Annotated in this window: 1 protein-coding gene; it reads right to left on the bottom strand. The window is 72.6% G+C overall.

Annotated elements, in window-relative coordinates; genetic code table 11:
* Positions 1 to 19: 19 nt before the first annotated feature.
* Positions 20 to 1,737: phosphoglucomutase (alpha-D-glucose-1,6-bisphosphate-dependent) (gene pgm, locus J1M39_RS09645; protein WP_342356405.1), on the bottom strand; the 1,718-nt coding region annotated here is incomplete at its 5' end.

The raw sequence follows: 1,737 nt of genomic DNA, 5'->3' as shown, positions 1-1,737 counted from the left end.
GTGTATAAGAGACAGGGGGTCAGCCGATGACCGCGTCCACCAGCCGCTGCGCCTCCGCCTGCACCTGCGTCAGGTGCTCGGGGCCGCGGAAGGACTCCGCGTAGATCTTGTAGACGTCCTCGGTGCCGGAGGGCCGCGCCGCGAACCACGCGTGCTGCGTGACCACCTTGAGCCCGCCGATCGGGGCGTCGTTGCCCGGGGCGTTGGTCAGCGTCGCGAGGATGGTCTCGCCGGCCAGCACGGTCACGGGGACGTCGTCGGGGGAGAGGGTCTTCAGCTTCGCCTTCTGCTCGGCGGTCGCGGGGGCGTCGATGCGCGCGTACGCCGGGTCGCCGTGCAGGGCCACGAGGTCGCGGTACCGCTCGGACGGGGACTGGCCCGTCACGGCGATGATCTCCGCGGCCAGCAGGCACAGCAGCAGCCCGTCCTTGTCCGTGGACCACGGGCTGCCGTCGAACTGCACGAAGGACGCGCCCGCGGACTCCTCGCCGCCGAACACGCCGGTGCCCGTCAGCAGGCCCGGCACGAACCACTTGAAGCCCACCGGCACCTCCACGAGCTCGCGGCCCAGGTCCCCGGCCACGCGGTCGATCATCGAGGAGCTCACCAGGGTCTTGCCCACGCCCGCGCTCTGGGGCCACTGCTCGCGGTGGCGGTACAGGTAGTCGATGGCCACGGCGAGGTAGTGGTTCGGGTTCATCAGCCCGCCGTCGGGGGTGACGATCCCGTGCCGGTCCGCGTCGGCGTCGTTGCCGGTGGCGACGTCGAAGGGCGCCTGCCCGTCCGCGTCCGGGGTCATCCGCTCGATCAGCGAGGCCATCGCGTTCGGCGACGAGCAGTCCATGCGGATCTTGCCGTCCCAGTCCAGGGTCATGAACCCGAACCGCGGGTCCACCTCCGGGTTCACCACGGTCAGATCCAGCCCGTGGCGGTCGGCGATCTCGCCCCAGTACGCCACGGACGCCCCGCCCATGGGGTCGGCGCCGATGCGCACGCCCGCCTCGCGGATCGCCTCCACGTCGATCACCTGCGGCAGATCGGACACGTACCGGTCCAGGAAGTCGAAGCCGCCCAGCTTCGCGTGGCCGGCGACGTCGGCGCTCGCCACCCGGTGCACGCCCGCCAGCCCGGCGGCGAGCAGCTCGTTGGCGCGGTCGGCGATCCACGTGGTCGCCTCGGTGTCCGCGGGGCCGCCGTGGGGCGGGTTGTACTTGAAGCCGCCGTCCGCGGGCGGGTTGTGCGAGGGGGTGATCACGAGGCCGTCCACGAGGCCGGCGTTGTCCCCGTCCACCGCGAAGCCCGACGGCGACAGCTCGCGCCCGGCGTTCAGGTGCAGGATCGCGTGGGACACGGCGGGGGTGGGCGTGTAGCCGCCGCGGGAGTCGACGAGCACCTCGACGTCGTTGCCGAGCAGCACCTCGACGGCGGTGTCCTGCGCGGGCCCGGACAGGGCGTGCGTGTCCCTGCCGACGAGGACCGGCCCCGTGATCCCGTGGTGCGCGCGGTACTCGACCACGGCCTGCGTGATGGCGGCGATGTGGTCGTCGTTGAACGAGGTCGTGAACGCGGAGCCGCGGTGGCCGGAGGTGCCGAACACGACCTTCTGCGCCGGGTCCGTCACGTCCGGGTGACCGGTGTGGTACGCCTCCAGGAGGGCGTCGACGTCGATCAGGTCCTGCGGCAGGGCGGGGGTGCCGGGACGCTCGGCGGCGGGCAGGGCGGCGGTGTTCTCGGTCA

Origin of the sequence: Micrococcus sp. KRD077 (assembly GCF_017168505.1) — a bacterium.
Taxonomy (GTDB): Bacteria; Actinomycetota; Actinomycetes; order Actinomycetales; family Micrococcaceae; genus Micrococcus; species Micrococcus luteus.
The sequence above is the reverse complement of the archived record's forward strand: the minus strand, read 5'-3'. Positions and strand labels throughout refer to the sequence as shown.